The following is a 15,541-nucleotide window of genomic DNA, read 5'->3' on the forward strand; positions in this document are numbered from 1 at the left end:
CCCGTCACAACGTCGCAACCGACCCGCCGTTCTCGAGGATCGACCTGATCAGTTGCCGCAACTTGCTGATCTACCTCGACCCGATGCTTCAGCGCAACGTCATGCCGTTGTTTCACTACGCATTGGCGCCCGATGGTGTCCTGATGCTCGGACCATCCGAATCGGTTGGCGCATCTTCTGAGCTGTTCAGCGTCATTCCGAGTGTGGCGAGCAAGCTCTACATCAAAAAGCCGCGCCCGGGACGACCACGGATGGGCCTCCCTGTAACGAGGCCGACGCCGCAAATGAACATCGCTGCAACGCCCCTGGTCAGCGGCCGCGAAAATGCCTCGCGCGCCGAGTTGCTGCGACGCGAAGTCGATCGCATGACGCTCGCGCGATACACCCCGCCAAGCGTGCTGTGCGATGAAGAGTTGAACATTCTCGAATTTCGCGGCGATACCGCAGCCTTCCTCGTCAATCCAAGCGGTCCGCCGACCAGCAGTCTGAAGCGTCTGGCGCGACCGGAGGTCTTCCTTGCTGTTGACGAGGCTGTCAGGCAGGCGCGCCTTGGAGCCACGGTCATTGCGAGACACGGGCTGCGCCTGAACAATGCGGCAGGCGGTGGACGGGCGCGCACTGTTGCGCTCGAGGTGCATCCGGTTCAGATATCCGACGTCCCCGGCCGGTTTTTCCTCATCTATTTCGAGGCGCCTGCAGAACGGGCCGCCACGCTGCGCTGGGCCAGCCGTGAATCATTGGTGAAAATGGCCGGGCAGGCCTTCCGGAATGCGACAGGACGTTTGGCTCAGACCGGCCACGGCGACAAGGATATTGAAATCGCGCGGCTGGATGCCGAGCTCGAAGGCAGCCACCGGCATCTTCTTGCCATGCTCGAGGAACACGAGACCGCGCGGGAGGATCTTCGGGCCAGCGAGGAAGAGCTGCTGTCGAGCAACGAGGAATTCCAGAGTACCAATGAGGAACTGGAGACCGCGAAGGAAGAACTGCAATCGGTCAACGAAGAACTGACGACCACCAACGACGAACTGCGTTATCGCAATCATGAGCTGAAGAGCGCCATTGACGAGGCCGCTCGTGCCCGCGATTTCGCCCAGGCCATTGTCGAGACCATGTCGGAACCGTTGCTCGTGCTGGAGGCGGATCTCAAGATCACGCTTGCCAATCGCGCCTTTTATCAAACGTTCCAGACTTCGCCGGACCAGACCATCGGCACGAAGCTGTATGACCTTGGCAACGAGCAGTGGAACATCCCCGCGTTAAGGGAACTGCTCGAGGATCTGCTTCCGCAAAAAACGACCGTCCGCGATTTTCAGATCACGCATGAATTTCCCGGCATCGGTTTGCGCACGATGCAACTCAACGCAATGCGCGTTGCATGGCCGGCGCAAGCGCTCATCTTGCTGACCATCGCCGATGTGACCCGGCAACATCAGGCGTTCGACCGGCTCCAATCCGCCGATCAGCAGAAGGACGAATTCCTCGCCATGCTCGCGCATGAGTTGAGGAACCCGCTTGCCGCCATTCGCAACGGCTTGCAGGTTTGGGGAAGTGGCAATGCGGACATGGAGGGGCAGAAGATCGCTCGTGAGGCTGCGCAGCGATAACTGGATCACGAGATCCGGCTGGTCGAGGATCTGCTGGATGTATCTAGAATCACGCGCGGCATCATCGTTCTGAAGCCCGAGAAGATCGATCTGGTCGAGACCGTGCATCGCGCGGTGGAAGCCATGCGCACGGAATTCGAGGCTTGCCGGCACGAGGTCACGCTGGCGCTGCCTATGGACGTATTGCCGATCGCGGCGGACGCAATGCGCATCGAGCAAGTCGTGATCAACCTGCTCGGCAATGCAATCAAATACACGCCGCCGGGCGGCCATATCCGCATCTGCGTCGAGCGGCGCTTCGACGATGCCCTCTTGACGCTGGCCGACAACGGCATTGGCATGTCGGCCGACCTGATCCCCACGATCTTCGACATCTTTGTCCAGGCGGAGCGTTCTCTCGACCGCAAGGCGGCGGGCCTGGGGCTTGGGCTGGCGCTGGTGCATCGGCTGGTCGAATTGCATCACGGCAGCGTGCATGCGTTTAGCGAAGGGCTCAACCGGGGCAGCAAGTTCGTGGTGCGCCTGCCTGCGTTGCCGCGCGGCACCGTTCCGGATGAACCGCTGCACGCGGCGATCCATGCTGCGCCGGAGTTTGGGATCATGCGCATCCTTGTTGTCGATGACAATGTGGATGCGCTGGAGAGCAGCGCGGCGCTGTTACGTATCGATGGTCACGTGGTGCAGACCGCGCGGGATGGCGCCACCGCCTTGCGCTGTGCCGTCGAGTTCAGCCCCGACGTTGTCCTGCTCGATATCGGCCTGCCGGAGATGGACGGGTATGAGGTCGCACGGCGCTTGCGTTTGCTGCCGGAACTGCACGACACCTTGCTGATTGCGCATAGTGGTTACGGCGAGGAAGAGCATCTTCAGCGTGCCCGCGAGGCGGGCTTCGATCACCATCTCGTGAAGCCTGCCGACCTCAGTCAACTGAGCGCGATCATCGCGGTTTGTCGTGAAAGAGGTTTTCCGATGGGGAATCATTAGAGGAGCGGATGCCCGGTGAACTACTACGCTGCCCCACACTGACTTATCCACAGATTCTGTTGGCAAGGCTGTGGAGAAGTCCTGGGAACACGCGGCAAGGCATTGATTTCAATCGGATGTATCGGTGTGCTTCGCGCCGACTATAATCGCCGCGATCTTTCACAAGTTTGGTTTTATCGTCATGAATTCCCAGTCAATCTTTTTACTCAACACTGCAGCCGCAGTGGTGCTGACCACCGCCATGAGCGCGTGCGCATCGCAGGAAAACGCGCAAAGACCTAACCCCGTCGGCCTGGCGAACCCCGCCTCCCGATACTGCATCAGCCTCGGCGGAAAACGCGAAACACGCAAGGATGCCGCCGGCAACCAATCAAGCGTCTGTCACTTGCCCGACGGCACCACCATCGATGAATGGGCGCTTTTTCGGCGGGATCATCCCCAGCCGTGACCCATAGCCGCATGTCATAATCCGCGCAGACCATCGGCGGATAACCGGGCGCGACATGTTGAGCCGTTTTTATCGAAAGATTGGCAGCCTGCTGGGATTGCTTGCGATCCTCATGGCAACGCTTGCGCCAACGGTTTCTCACAGCCTGGCGGCAAATCATCCAGGCGATGGCATGCAGGACGAGCATTGTTCAATGCCGTCCATGCAGGGTGCATCGGCCGAAGGCAAGCCGGACGCCGATAAACACACCCAAATGTCCGCCGGCCAGGACTGCGCATACTGCAGCTTGCTCGCTCACATGCCCGCCGTGCCGACTGTGCAGGCACTGTTCGCCACCACGATCCGGCTGACACAACATCAAGTTGCCACGCGCTTCGAAAGTGTCGTGCGCGTCGAGCCTTACACCTTCGTCCAGCCTCGCGCGCCACCCGTTTTGTCCTGATCTGATTCCACAAATACATAGCCGGGTCGCACGCCGTATCAACGGCGTGCGACGGCTTGACGACGACCTGTCACCAGACCAAACGGATCACCATGCGAACCTTTTCAACGCGCAGCGCGGCGCCGCTGCTTGCGTCGTCGATTCTTTCGACTGCCGCTACCGCCTGCTTCCTGATTCCATCTCCAGCCCACGCACATGCGGTTGCGGGCGACCGAGTCTTTCCATCAACCCTGTCAGTAGACGACCCCGGTGTCGGCGATGAAGCCAATTTCCAGTACGGCCATCAACGCGTACCGGGAGACAACGGCGATCAAAGCATCAATACCTTCGATGCTGAATACGACAAGCTCATTACGCCACGGTTGGCGGTATCGGTGGGCGAGACGTATGTGATGCAGAACAACGCAAAGGCGCGCGGATTCGATAACCTCGATGTCGGCGTGAAGTACCTGCTCTACGTGAACGACGCACACGAGTTCATGACATCGGTTGGCCTCGATGCCGAGATTGGCGGCACAGGAAGCCACGCCATAGCCGACAGCTTCTCGACGCTTTCGCCGACCATCTTTGCAGGCAAGGGCATGGGCGATCTCCCCGATTCGCTCGCCTACCTGCGCCCGATCGCCATCACCGGCGAAGCCGGTCCCGCGCTGACCACGGGCGCCGGCCAGCCGAATGCGTTCAATTACGGCTTCACCGTTCAATACAGCCTGCCGTACTTGCAGCAGCACGTCCATGACCTCGGTTTGCCGCAACCGCTGTCGAATATCGTCCCGCTGGTTGAAGTTCCATTGTCACGCAGCCAGGGGCAGACCACCGGCACCGTGAACCCGGGTTTTATCTGGATCAACCGCTATGGACAGTTCGGCGTGGAGGCGCAGATCCCGATCAACCGGGCGAGCGGATCGCATATAGGCATTCTGGTCCAGGCCCATATTTTCTTCGATGACGTCGCGCCGAACACCATCGGCAAGCCGCTGTTCCAGTAACGAGGATATCCCCGATGAAAACCAGATTTTCAATCACACTCGCCGCCGGACTGCTGTTCGCCGCCACCGCATTCGCGCATGTGTTCCCGCAAAAGCAGGAGCCGGGAGCGGGGGCTTCAGTGGAGTCGCCCGCGCAGGTGAAGATCACGTTTGATGGGCCGCTGGAACCGGCGTTCACCGTGCTTACCGTCACCGACGCCGCTGGCAAGCAGGTCAATACCGCGAAATCGATAGTCGATGCCCAACAGCCGACGGTCGCTACCGTCGCGCTGCCGGTTCTGCCGCCGGGGCACTACATCGTGCATTGGGCGGCGGTAGCGGACGATGGACATAGAACGCATGGCGATTACCCATTCGATGTGAAATAAGACCCGTTCGGGGTTCATCGCCAGCCTTGAGCGGCTTTATGGCTGCAGGGCCGCGTGCTCAATCGCGGCTCTTGCCCCCTTGTTCAATTGCACGACCGCCGCAATCAGCTCATGACGAAAGGTTTTACTCGATGCCAGCTCGGCGTCGAATACTTCGCGGCATCCAAGCATGGCATCGACAAGTTCTTCCGGCGTATTGCCAGCGCTTTCCACGAGCGATGTGAGCTTTGCAGCCATCGGATCATTGATCGAAAACGTGGAACCATCGTCGGCGCGGCCGCGCAAGAATACGAACCACGCTGCCACGCCAAGGGCGAGTCGCGCGATCGATTCACCTCGTGCCAATCGCGCTGAAATCGTCCCGAGCAAGCGCGGCGGGATCTTCTGACTTCCATCCATCGCGATCTGCGCACAGCGATGCTTGAGCGCCGGATTCGAATAACGTTCTATCAACGCATCGCGATACGCCATCAGATCGAAAGTGCGCGGAACGGTTAGCGTGGGTGCGATCTCATGCGTCATCATCGCGTGAATCAGCGTTCGCACAGGCGGGAAAGACATGGCTTCATCGATAGTCGCAAAACCGCCAAGCATGGAGAGATAAGCAAGCGTGGAATGCGTGGCGTTCAGCAGGCGCAGCTTGGCGAGCTCGAAAGGCATGACGTCATTCACCAACCGCGCGCCAACGCGGTCCCAAGCGGGCCGCCCAGCTGGAAAGCGATCTTCGATCACCCATTGGCGGAACGGTTCGCACGGGACCGGCGCGTCGTCGCGCAAGCCCAGTGCGCTCAATGCGGCATCGCGATCAGCATCCGTTGTGGAAGGGACGATGCGGTCCACCATCGTGGATGGAAACGCCACCTCGCGTTCGATCCATGCGGCGAGGTTTGTATCGAGTGCGCTTGCATATGAGCAGACGACTTGCCGCAAGGCTGCGCCGTTGTGCGAGAGGTTGTCGCACGAAAGCACGGTGAACGGTGCTGCGCCCGCGTCACGCCGCGCACGCAGAGCGGTGACGAGGATACCCGGGACGGTGCCTGGCTCGTCGGGGTTGTGAAGATCATGCGCGACGCCGGGGTGCGCCAGGTCTACGTCGCCGGATGTCGGATCGCGGCAATATCCCTTCTCCGTCACGGTCAGCGAGACGATGCGAACGTTGGTATTGGCGAGCAATTCGAACAGGCGAATGCGATCGTGCGGCATGGCAAGCACTTCACGCAACGCACGCACGACGGTCGTTTTCACACCATCAGGTCCGCGTTCCACCACGCTATATAAACCGTCTTGCGCCATCAATGCGTCGCGCTTGGTGAGGTCGCCCTGCAAAGTGACGCCGCATATCCCCCAGTCGCCACCGGCGGCGAGCATGGCTTCTTCCGTATAGACGGCCTCGTGCGCCCGATGAAAATTGCCGATGCCCAGATGCACGATGCCAATGGATGGCTCCCGCCACCCCTGTCCAAGCACATGACTCTCCTTGAGCGATGCCAGCGCATCGCGACACAGCCTTGATTTAGCGTTCATTTGATAACCCCTAGCCGGGAAAACCCTTGATTGACGTCTGCGTCTACTTGTATGGTAGCATCATTTCCAACGATAGAATCTCAAGGAAAGCCCCATGAAAATTGTCCGTGCCGACGTCATCGTCACATGTCCGGGCCGCAATTTCGTCACATTGAAAGTAGTGACGGACGAAGGGGTCTACGGCATTGGCGACGCCACGTTGAATGGCCGCGAACTGGCCGTGGCGTCTTACCTGAAGGATCACGTTTGCCCGATGCTGATCGGGCGTGATCCGGGTCGTATCGAAGATATGTGGCAGCTTTTATACAAGGGCGCTTACTGGCGGCGCGGTCCGGTGACCATGACCGCCATTGCAGCGGTGGATGTCGCGCTGTGGGACATTCTCGGCAAGGTCGCGAACCTGCCGCTGTACAAGCTGCTCGGCGGCGCATCGCGTGAAAGCGTGATGGTGTACGGACACGCAACAGGCCGCGATATTCCCGAAGCGCTCGACCGCTATGCGGACCATGTAGAGCAGGGCTACCAGGCTATCCGCATTCAGTGCGGCGTGCCGAACATGCGGTCGGTTTACGGCGTATCGAAAGGCTCGGGCATGTATGAACCCGCGACCAAAGGCGTGGTGGAAGAGCAGACGTGGTCATCGGAAAAGTATCTCGACTTCGTGCCGAAACTCTTCGAGGCAGTGCGCGGCAAGTTCGGCTTCGATACCCATCTGCTCCACGATGTACATCACCGTCTCACACCCATCGAAGCCGCGCGTCTCGGCAAGTCGGTCGAGCCGTATCGGCTCTTCTGGATGGAAGACCCCACGCCTGCCGAGAACCAGGCCGGTTTCCGCCTGATCCGCGAGCACACCGTGACGCCGATTGCCGTGGGCGAAGTGTTCAACAGCATCTGGGACTGCAAGCAGCTCATTGAAGAGCAACTCATCGATTACATCCGCGCGACGCTCACGCATGCCGGCGGTATTACCCACCTGAAGCGCATCGCGGATTTCGCTTCGCTTTATCAGGTGCGCACGGGTTGTCATGGGCCTTCAGATCTGTCGCCTGTCTGCATGGGCGCCGCGTTGCATTTCGACTTGTGGGTGCCGAACTTCGGCGTGCAGGAATACATGGGTTTTCCGGCGGAAGCGCTCGATGTTTTCCCGCACGCATGGACGTTCGAGCGCGGCACGATGCATCCCGGCGATGCACCCGGCCACGGCGTCGACATAGACGAAGAACTCGCCGCACGCTATCCATATGACCCGGCGTACCTGCCGGTTGCACGTCTTGAGGACGGCACGCTCTGGAACTGGTGATCCGCATCGCCTGAGCAGAATCATCGCGTCGAACATCAATATCAACGGAGTCTCTCATGCTTGCAGCCGTCCTTCACGAACCGAAACGCTTGCGTATCGATGAAGTCGATGCCCCTCAACCCCAACCCGGCCAGGTCCAGATTCGCGTGCGCGCGGGCGGTATCTGCGGGTCGGATCTGTCGTATTACTTCAAGGGCAAAAGCGGCGACTTCGCGGTGCGTGAGCCGTTCGTGCTGGGTCACGAAGTTGCGGGCGAGATCGCGGCGCTTGGCGCCGGCGTCACAGGCCTGCGCGTCGGCCAACGCGTTGCGGTGAACCCGGGGCTCAACTGCGGCGAGTGCCGGTTCTGCGTGAAGGGCATGACCAATCATTGCCTCAACATGCGCTTCATGGGCAGTGCTTCAACGTTCCCGCATATGCAGGGCATGTTTCGTCAGTACATTGCCGTTGCCGCGCGGCAATGCGTGCTCGTGCCCGACACACTTGGCTTCGCCCAGGCGTCCATGGCCGAACCGCTCGCCGTCGCCTTGCATGCGCTGAGGCATACGGGCTCGCTCGTCGGCGCACATGTGCTCGTGGTCGGATGCGGGCCGATCGGCTGCATTTTGTTGTCGGTTGCGCGGCGTGCGGGGGCGCATCGTCTGGTTGCACTGGATCTGGCCGAGAAGGCGTTGCAGATGGCCACGACGCTCGGCGCGGATCAGACCGTGCTCGCCACTGATCAAAAGCAAGTCGATGCATGGTCGCAGTCGCGCGGCACGTTCGATGTCGTCATCGAGGCATCCGGCAGCCCCGCAGGACTCGATACCGCCCTGCGTGCAGCGCGCGCCGGCGGCACGGTGATCCAGGTGGGGAATCTGCCTGCGGGGCAATCGCCCGTTGCGGCCAATCTCGTGATGGCGAAGGAGTTGCGCTATCAGGGGTCGTTCCGTTTCACCGATGAATACGCGGTCGCCGCCGAAGAGATCGCCACGGGCAAGATCGACCTGAGCCCGTTGATGACGCATGTCTTCCCACTTGCGGACGCGAACCGCGCGTTCGAAGTCGCACATGACCGAAACCAGTCGATGAAAGTCCATCTGCAGTTCGACTAAAACCCATCTACGCATCGCCAAGCGCCCGATTACATAGAGGCGTAAATCAGGAGACGTCCATGTTCAAGAGCCAACGCTGGTTCGTAGTCGGTTTGCTGTTTCTTGCGGGAGTGATCAACTATCTCGATCGCGCCGCGCTCTCCATTGCCGCGCCGCTCATTCAAAAGGACCTGAACTTTTCGCATGCGCAAATGGGTATTGTGTTCAGCAGCTTTTTTATCGGCTATGCGCTGTTCAACTTCATTGGCGGCGTGGCGTCGGACAAGATCGGCGCGAAGAAAGTGTTCGGCGCGTCCATGGGCATCTGGTCGGTATTCTGCGGCGCCACTGCGCTGGCGAGCAGCCTGGGATCGCTGATCGTGTTGCGCGTGTTGTTCGGCATGGGCGAAGGGCCGTTCAGTTCGTCCAACAGCAAGATGGTCAACAACTGGTTTCCGCGCCGAGAAGTGGCGAGCGCGATCGGCGTGATCAGTTCCGGAACGCCGCTTGGCGGCGCGCTCGCGGGACCTGTAGTCGGTTATCTGGCAATACGGTTTGGCTGGCGCTGGGCGTTCGTCGCAATCATGGTGCTGGGACTCATGTGGCTCGTGCTGTGGTCGTTGACCACCACTGAAAGGCCGCAGCAGAACAAGCGCGTTTCGGCCAGTGAACTTGCGTTGATTGTCGAGGGACAACAGCAGGCTTCATCGATGGAAAGCGCACCCGCGGGCGAGAAACTCGGCCTGCGTTTCTACCTGAAGCAGCCGATCATCCTTGCGACGGCATTCGCGTTTTTCTCCTACAACTACGTGCTCTTCTTCTTCCTGTCGTGGTTCCCGACTTACCTCATGGAAGCCCATCATCTGTCGCTGCATGACATGAGCATTGCGACCGTGATTCCTTGGGTGCTCGGAAGCATTGGTCTCGCCGCAGGCGGTTTTATCACCGACATGATCCTGCGCATCACCGGCAAGCCCTTGCTCGCGCGCCGCATGGTCCTGTCCGTGTGCCTCGGCGCAGCGGCCGTGTGCGTGGGCTTTGCCGGACGCGTGGAAAGCATGCAGGGCGCGGTTGCGTTGATGTCCGTGTCCATCTTCTTCCTGTACGTGACCGGCGCGGTCTATTGGGCCGTGATCCAGGATACGGTTCGCCGCGAGAACGTCGGCGGCGTGGGCGGGTTCGTGCATCTGCTCGCGAATCTTGCCGGCGTGATCGGGCCGGCGGTGACGGGGTTCATCGTGCAGGCCACACATGGTGCTTACGGTAGTGCGTTCGTGCTTGCGGGCGCCGTTGCGGTGCTCGGCGCGCTGTGTTCGCTCATATGGATCCGCGAGCCGCGCGGCAAAGGTGTCGGCACGCGGCGGGTGGTTGTATCGTAGGTTCATGCATGCCGGAGGGTCCGATCCGGCAACAGCCGCGTGGTAGTATGGTAGATGACAAGCCGAGCTTTTTTGTTTGGCGCGTTGTCTATTTACTTCCTCGTTCAGGTGCGGGTCATGGTGATGAAAAAGGTCCTGTCGGCTCCCACACGACCAAACGCGTCCTCGGCAAACGGCGTGAACAAAAGCGCAGGCGCCGCGTCTTCGTTGATTGCACCGGTTGCATCGTCCAGAGGTCGCGGCCGAGCTTCTGAACCACGAATCGCGCTGCCCAACTTGCGCGGCCAGCTTCAGGTGGACTCGCACGAGCCTATCGGCAAGCAGATATTTCGCGCGTTGCGGGAAGCGATCTTTTCCGGCTTGCTCGTTCCCGGCACGCCGCTGTCCGAAACAGAAGTATCGGAGATGTTCGAAGTATCGCGGCAACCCGTTCGCGAAGCGTTCATCAAACTTGTCGAATCTGGCGTGCTCCAGGTTTTGCCTCAGCGCGGGACCTTCGTCAAAAAGATATCGCCGAGGCGAGTCCGCGAAGGCCGGTTCATCCGCGAAGCCATCGAGGCCGCCGTCGCGCGCAAAGCCGCAATGGCGATCACTGACCCGCAACTGTCAGATCTCGCCGATAACCTGCGCGACCAGAAAGTCGCGGCCAAGGTCAACGACACCTCCGCCTTCCTCGCGCTCGACGAGCGCTTTCATTTCCTGATCGCGCAATCCATAGACTGCGTGGCCGCGTGGGACACCATCCAGGACATCAAGGCGCAGATGGACCGCGTGCGGTACCTGAGCTTGCCCGATGTCTCGCCACTGGAGCTCATCATCAGGCAGCACGCGCGGATTGTGAGCGCGCTGAAGGCGCATGACGCCGATGGAGCCGAGGAGGCCATGCGTGCCCACCTGCGGGAGATATTGACCTCCCTGAAGCCCGTTGCCGAGCGCAATCCCGACTGGTTCGAACCGGACGAGCCCGAACGGGTCCAACTCACCATATAGCGGCGCGCCGAAAAACGTCCGCAGGCATTCCACATCCCGAAATAGAAAGTATTCAAGCCGGTCTCGTCGGGACGCGAAAGTTAATTCCCGGTCGTAAAACCAGACCTAAAAAGACCGGTTAAATCCCTTCGAAAGAAAAATGAGGCAAAATTCAATGGTTAACGCCGGTTTGTGACGCGGCCGGCGGCGTTTCAACCTCTTTCCCTTTTCTCGGATTAGCGATGAGCACCCAACAACCCACGATCATCTACACCCTGACTGACGAGGCTCCGCTGCTGGCGACCAACGCCTTTCTGCCCATCATCCGCACGTTCACCGCGCCGGCAGGAATCAACGTCACCACCAGCGACATCTCGGTCGCCGGCCGTATCCTGGGTGAGTTCCCCGAGTTCCTGACCGAAGAACAACGCGTTCCCGACAACCTCGCCGAACTCGGCCGCCTGACGCTGCTGCCTGAAACCAACATCATCAAGTTGCCGAACATCAGCGCGTCGCAGCATCAGTTGATTGGCGCGATCAAGGAACTGCAGGGCAAGGGCTACAAGATCCCCGACTTCCCCGAAGACCCGAAGACCGACGCAGAGAAGTTGATTCGCCAGCGTTACTCCAAGTGCCTCGGCAGCGCCGTGAACCCCGTGCTGCGCGAAGGCAACTCTGACCGCCGCGCGCCTGCCGCCGTCAAGAACTACGCGCGCAAGAACCCGCACAGCATGGCCAAGTGGAGCATGGCTTCGCGCACCCACGTGGCGCACATGAAGCACGGCGATTTCTATCATGGCGAAAAGTCCATGACGATCGACCATGCGCGCGACGTCAAGATGGAACTCGTCAGCAAGAGCGGCAAGACCATTGTGCTCAAGCCGAAGGTGTCGCTGCTGGAAGGCGAGATCATCGACAGCATGTTCATGAGCAAGAAGGCGCTGTGCGACTTCTACGAAGAACAGATGGAAGATGCGCGTGAAACCGGCGTGATGCTGTCGCTGCACGTGAAGGCCACCATGATGAAGGTCTCGCACCCCATCGTGTTCGGTCACGCCGTGAAGATTTTCTACAAGGATGCGTTTGCCAAGCACGGCAAGCTCTTCGATGAACTCGGCGTCAACGTCAACAACGGCCTCGTCAATCTGTACGACAAGATTGAAAGCCTGCCGAGCTCCAAGCGCGAAGAAATCATCCGTGACATGCATGCTTGCCATGAGCATCGTCCGGAACTCGCAATGGTCGATTCCGCCAAGGGCATCTCCAACCTGCATGCACCGAACGACGTGATCGTGGATGCATCCATGCCCGCGATGATCCGCATTGGCGGCAAGATGTGGGGCGCCGATGGCCGTCCGAAAGACACCAAGGCCGTGATTCCGGAAAGCACGTTTGCGCGTATCTATCAGGAGATCATCAACTTCTGCAAGACCAACGGCAACTTTGATCCGGTCACCATGGGCACCGTGCCGAACGTCGGTTTGATGGCGCAGCAGGCTGAGGAGTACGGTTCGCACGACAAGACGTTCGAAGTGCCGGAAGCGGGTGAAGCGCGCATTGTCGATATCGCCACGGGCGAAGTGCTGTTGACGCAGAACGTGGAAGAGGGCGATATCTGGCGTATGTGCCAGGTGAAGGACGCGCCGATTCGCGACTGGGTGAAGCTCGCTGTGACGCGTGCGCGCAACTCCGGCATGCCGGCGATTTTCTGGCTGGACCCGTATCGTCCGCACGAAGCCGAGATGATCAAGAAGGTCGAAACGTATTTGAAGGATCACGATACGACCGGTCTGGACATTCAGATCATGTCGCAGGTTCGTGCGATGCGTTACACGCTTGAGCGCGTGATTCGCGGTCTGGATACGATTTCGGTGACGGGCAATATTCTGCGCGATTACCTGACGGACTTGTTCCCGATCATGGAACTGGGAACCAGCGCGAAGATGCTTTCTATCGTTCCGTTGATGGCTGGTGGCGGGATGTATGAGACGGGCGCGGGTGGGTCGGCGCCTAAGCATGTCAAGCAGTTGGTTGAGGAGAACCATCTGCGTTGGGATTCGTTGGGGGAGTTTTTGGCGCTGGCTGTGTCGCTTGAAGATCTGGGTATCAAGACGGGGAACGCGAAGGCCAAGGTTCTTGCAAAGACGCTCGATGCCGCGACCGGGTTGCTGCTTGAGAACAACAAGAATCCTTCGCCGAAGACCGGGCAACTGGATAACCGCGGTAGTCAGTTTTATCTGGCTATGTATTGGGCGCAGGAACTGGCCAAGCAGACGGATGATGCTGAGTTGGCCGGGTTGTTCGCGCCGCTGGCAAAGCGTTTGACCGAGGATGAAGCTACGATCGTTGCCGAGCTGGCTGCTGTGCAGGGACATGCGGCTGATATCGGTGGGTATTACTGGCCTGATGTTGAGAAGCTTGGGGCGGTTATGCGGCCGAGTAAGACGTTGAATGCGGCGTTGGGGACGGTGAAGGAGTAAGGTGGTAGTCGCCAGTTAATCAAGCTATCGATTCATTCGAAGCGCATCTAGTTCTAGCCCTAGCTATAAATTAGCTGGGGCTAAATTTTTCTATCCTGTTGCCGACGATGGAAGATATAGTGGGTACATCGCGATAAAAGTATTTATGCGTCGTTTGGCAATTTTTTACACCACGGGCGCACTGCGCCGGTCCGTCATGGTGGACCTGGAAGAAGCCAGTGACGTGTTTCGATATGTAGCAGTTGTCCCTGCCTTGCTATCTTAGCAATATGAATGAGTCGCCGAGTCTATCAATTGACTCCCGAAAATTCGACTGAGCGACGCGACCGATGGTAGGTTAAGGATGTATGTCCTTGGCTCTCTATCAACCGGTAGGTGTTCCCATGTCGATGCTTTTTAATGAAATCTTTATAGCGTGGAAGCGGTCTCTTATTTGGCGCTGAACGTGGTAAACATTTTTATTCACCTCATGTGAAGCTGTTAGAACCTTGGACATGTTCATTTGCCAGCCTTCTGGGTTATTTTTGTTATCCGTCTCCAAAACTCCTTCTTGATATCCCCAGAACATATTGGTTTGATTCTGTATTTTGTTCAACCACTCGTATAGTTCAGGATAGTGCATGTCGACTATTGCGCTAGCTTCGTCCATGCGAATGCAATTATCTCGATATCGCTGGCGAAACGCATTGAGTTCAAGTCCACTAGCTGAGTCAATAAAGCTACAGGTTTGAGAGTTTTCGAACGCAATTCGGGAAAGGATTAGATGAAGTTGTTCGAGTTTGGCACGTTCCGAGGCAGCTTCGCTAACGAGTCTTGCATCCAAGAGTTTGGAAATATGGACGGATATGTCCTTCTCCGCGCCAATCTTTGCGACCCGTGTCTGTGTCCACGACGAGATTGCCGACGAAATGAGGGTGCCGACCGAAGCAGCAATTACACCAATTAATACTGCAAATGCGTTGTCCATTGCTTTCTATCTGGCTGAGTGCTGACAGTTTGTCGGCATTAGTGTTTCAATGATGCCATTTTGGGGTGAGCAGCGTTGACATGTAGAACATGTCGCGATTTGACCGGTGGGAGTAGACGTTTCGCCGACAATTTATCTTACGTCTATTGCCAAAAAATGATGGCAGAATAACTTCTGCAAACGCAAGCTTGGGATCTGGCCCGGCGTCGTTAAGCAAACGCTGTCCGCAGATCCCGGTATACGCCGTTTCCTGTTCTAAAAGTTTCCCAACATCGTGCCGCTAAAAAATGATGTGGCGATCGGCCGGGAATAAAACATAAATACAGTAGACCAGGGCCACCTCATGTCAGGGTGTCTAAGCCCATTATTCGGAGCAGTTGCCTCCCATTGCGATTGAGTGTCTCCACCGTATCTTCAAACGACAATCCCCACAATTTACTCAGGCTCCTGGCTGTATCATTCGCGCTCCACGGCATGACTGGTTCTCCCGCCACCTTCGTGAACGGGCCATCACTTTCTGGGACGACCCTGTCGCGCGGCATATTGGCCGCGAGAGAGCGTCCGTTTGTGGATTCAAACATGGCTGGCCCAATGCTGAACCAGCAGCCTTGGGCAGCCGCTGTAGCCAATTCAGAGAGTGTTCCAGAGAACCAATGTAAAACGGCTGTACCATATTCCGGGTGACGCTCTAGTTCGGCCAGAACGTTTGCGACTGCCTGTCGAGAGTGAATGCTTAGAGTACGGCCACCTAAGTCCGCACAACGCCGCACGACAGCGTTAAAGATGCGTCGCTGTGTTTCTAAGTGTGGTTTGTATCGGGGCGAGCCGTCAAGACCCACTTCTCCAACGGCAAGAACAGCCGCCATCTGTTCCAGCAGTAATTCAAGTTCGGAAGCGCGCTCGTGTGCTATTTCAGGATGCAGTCCTGGCGTAATAAGCACCGTGGGAGTAGCTTCCAATACCCGAGAAGTGGCTGCGAAAGCTTTCGGGCTGGTGGTCACAAGCCAC

At 58.5% G+C, this 15,541-nt stretch carries 14 protein-coding genes; 11 read left to right on the forward strand and 3 right to left on the reverse strand.

All coding sequences use genetic code 11. The annotated features are described in order from the left end of the window. From ACFFAR_RS08770 to ACFFAR_RS08795, 6 genes are all read left to right on the forward strand, one after another. Nucleotides 1-1,607: CheR family methyltransferase (locus ACFFAR_RS08770; protein WP_375507759.1), on the forward strand; the 1,607-nt coding region annotated here is incomplete at its 5' end. A gap of 123 nt (nucleotides 1,608-1,730) precedes the next feature. Next, nucleotides 1,731-2,591, forward strand: a complete 861-nt coding sequence (locus tag ACFFAR_RS08775) for an ATP-binding protein (RefSeq protein WP_174365265.1) — start codon at nucleotides 1,731-1,733, stop codon at nucleotides 2,589-2,591. A gap of 124 nt (nucleotides 2,592-2,715) precedes the next feature. Continuing rightward, nucleotides 2,716-3,039 (forward strand): DUF333 domain-containing protein, encoded by a 324-nt coding sequence (locus ACFFAR_RS08780; protein ID WP_375507760.1) that lies wholly within the window; start codon nucleotides 2,716-2,718, stop codon nucleotides 3,037-3,039. Between the two features lie 55 nt (nucleotides 3,040-3,094). After that, nucleotides 3,095-3,481, forward strand: a complete 387-nt coding sequence (locus tag ACFFAR_RS08785) for a DUF2946 family protein (RefSeq protein ID WP_174365710.1) — start codon at nucleotides 3,095-3,097, stop codon at nucleotides 3,479-3,481. A 92-nt stretch (nucleotides 3,482-3,573) separates the two neighbouring features. Then, on the forward strand, nucleotides 3,574-4,470 hold the full coding sequence (locus ACFFAR_RS08790) for a hypothetical protein (RefSeq protein ID WP_174365709.1): 897 nt from the start codon (nucleotides 3,574-3,576) through the stop codon (nucleotides 4,468-4,470). 14 nt (nucleotides 4,471-4,484) lie between these two features. Continuing rightward, a complete protein-coding gene (locus tag ACFFAR_RS08795) occupies nucleotides 4,485-4,838 on the forward strand; it encodes a copper resistance protein CopC (RefSeq protein ID WP_375507761.1) in 354 nt (117 codons plus the stop codon). Nucleotides 4,839-4,874: 36 nt separating this feature from the next. Here ACFFAR_RS08795 and ACFFAR_RS08800 read toward each other — a convergent pair whose 3' ends face one another. Next, complete coding sequence (locus ACFFAR_RS08800; protein ID WP_375507762.1) at nucleotides 4,875-6,362, reverse strand: mannitol dehydrogenase family protein; 1,488 nt, start codon at nucleotides 6,360-6,362, stop codon at nucleotides 4,875-4,877. 94 nt (nucleotides 6,363-6,456) lie between these two features. Between ACFFAR_RS08800 and manD the strand changes: the two genes are divergently transcribed. The 5 genes from manD (at nucleotide 6,457) to ACFFAR_RS08825 (ending at nucleotide 13,566) form a co-directional block, all read left to right on the forward strand. Then, nucleotides 6,457-7,665: a D-mannonate dehydratase ManD gene (gene manD / locus ACFFAR_RS08805; protein WP_174363288.1), complete on the forward strand. Its 1,209-nt coding sequence runs from the start codon at nucleotides 6,457-6,459 to the stop codon at nucleotides 7,663-7,665. 56 nt (nucleotides 7,666-7,721) lie between these two features. After that, nucleotides 7,722-8,759, forward strand: coding sequence for an alcohol dehydrogenase catalytic domain-containing protein (locus ACFFAR_RS08810; RefSeq protein WP_174363287.1), 1,038 nt, complete (start codon nucleotides 7,722-7,724; stop codon nucleotides 8,757-8,759). Between the two features lie 59 nt (nucleotides 8,760-8,818). Continuing rightward, nucleotides 8,819-10,117: an MFS transporter gene (locus tag ACFFAR_RS08815; RefSeq protein ID WP_075358298.1), complete on the forward strand. Its 1,299-nt coding sequence runs from the start codon at nucleotides 8,819-8,821 to the stop codon at nucleotides 10,115-10,117. Nucleotides 10,118-10,294: 177 nt separating this feature from the next. After that, nucleotides 10,295-11,107, forward strand: coding sequence for a GntR family transcriptional regulator (locus ACFFAR_RS08820; RefSeq protein ID WP_375507763.1), 813 nt, complete (start codon nucleotides 10,295-10,297; stop codon nucleotides 11,105-11,107). Nucleotides 11,108-11,328: 221 nt separating this feature from the next. Continuing rightward, nucleotides 11,329-13,566 (forward strand): NADP-dependent isocitrate dehydrogenase, encoded by a 2,238-nt coding sequence (locus tag ACFFAR_RS08825; RefSeq protein ID WP_174363286.1) that lies wholly within the window; start codon nucleotides 11,329-11,331, stop codon nucleotides 13,564-13,566. A 364-nt stretch (nucleotides 13,567-13,930) separates the two neighbouring features. Here ACFFAR_RS08825 and ACFFAR_RS08830 read toward each other — a convergent pair whose 3' ends face one another. After that, on the reverse strand, nucleotides 13,931-14,533 hold the full coding sequence (locus ACFFAR_RS08830; RefSeq protein ID WP_174363285.1) for a hypothetical protein: 603 nt from the start codon (nucleotides 14,531-14,533) through the stop codon (nucleotides 13,931-13,933). Nucleotides 14,534-14,874: 341 nt separating this feature from the next. Next, nucleotides 14,875-15,541, reverse strand: a 667-nt coding sequence (qatD, locus tag ACFFAR_RS08835; protein WP_375507764.1) for a Qat anti-phage system TatD family nuclease QatD, incomplete at its 5' end; no start/stop codon positions are given.

Origin of the sequence: uncultured Caballeronia sp., assembly GCF_964243625.1 — a bacterium.
GTDB lineage: Bacteria > Pseudomonadota > Gammaproteobacteria > Burkholderiales > Burkholderiaceae > Caballeronia.